The organism is Acetobacterium sp., from assembly GCF_030652775.1.
Lineage (GTDB): Bacteria > Bacillota > Clostridia > Eubacteriales > Eubacteriaceae > Acetobacterium.
The window spans coordinates 1-1,045 of record NZ_JAUSPS010000051.1 but is presented as its reverse complement, the minus strand read 5'-3'; the positions used below and the strand labels follow the sequence as shown (position 1 = coordinate 1,045).

The window sequence follows — 1,045 nt, the reverse complement described above, 5'->3', positions numbered from 1 at the left end:
TTGGGACGGTGGCTGGGGATACATCCAGGCGGTGCTGCGAGCAACTCAAAAATTGGGCGGTGATTGCGAAACCATTACCAGTAATCAAAATGCTTTTTTTGACTATCTTGCTGCTGCTGGTGAAATGGTTCATTTGCAAGTGATTCTAGCTGTGTGGGATTGGCTGGGATGCCAGCAAATGTCTGCCTTCCTTGAGAATGCTTTTCAGGTAGACTCATTTTTGGCCAGGTCGCGCGTGGATCAGTTGAAGCGAATCATCAATGAGATTAAAGACAACCCGGCTTCGCGCAGGGCGGTAACCGTCTCCTTCGTGTACCCCGAATTGGATCAGCGCATGAAGCCTCTGTTGGGCATTCCGCCTTATCAGTTCTTTCAATTGCTTCCGGGTGAAGCGCACGAACCCCTGCATTCCTTCCATGTGCACCGCTCGCTGGATGCCGGGCAGGGTGTTCTGCTGGATTTCATGCATGATTACACCTGGCTGGCTGAAGCTGCTGCCAGTGTTAACCGACCAATTGGAACGATTACCGTTACTGCGGGCGACTTCCATGTTTACCTGCCTTCAGAAGAAGCCCCAGCGGTGGATCGTATTGAACAATGGCTGATGGATGTAACAGACGGCTATCAGGCGGGTATTGGCTTGCCAGCCAAGCTACTGCAAAAAGAAAAGTATCTGCAAAATGCACAAAGAATTTATTCTCAATTGGGAGACGATCAATGATCTTAACCAGCCAGCAAATTATGGAAAGAATTGATAAAAACGAACTGGTCTTCTCGCCGCAGATTGATCAATTCCAGATTCAGCAGCATTCTGTGGATTTGCGTCTGGGCTTCTCTTTTTTGCTGCCCAAAGCCTGGGACCTTACCAACGAAGGCCGTGTTGCTGTGCGTACCGACCATCTGGATGTGGATCACAAAACCATGCGTCATACGCTGGTTGAGTTGGAAGAAGGTCAGGTTTTTGATATCTTGCCCGGGGAATACGTGGCGGTGACCACGCTTGAAAAGATCAAACTGCCTGATGATCTGATGGCTATTTTGTATC

Annotated in this window: 2 protein-coding genes; both read left to right on the top strand. The window is 49.2% G+C overall.

Going from position 1 to position 1,045, the window contains the following annotated elements; translation table 11 throughout:
- Positions 1-721 (top strand): thymidylate synthase (locus Q7J41_RS08845; RefSeq protein ID WP_304887240.1); only part of this gene is annotated, 721 nt, incomplete at its 5' end.
- Positions 718-1,045, top strand: a 328-nt coding sequence (locus Q7J41_RS08840; protein ID WP_304887238.1) for a 2'-deoxycytidine 5'-triphosphate deaminase domain-containing protein, incomplete at its 3' end; no start/stop codon positions are given. The genes Q7J41_RS08845 and Q7J41_RS08840, both read left to right, overlap by 4 nt.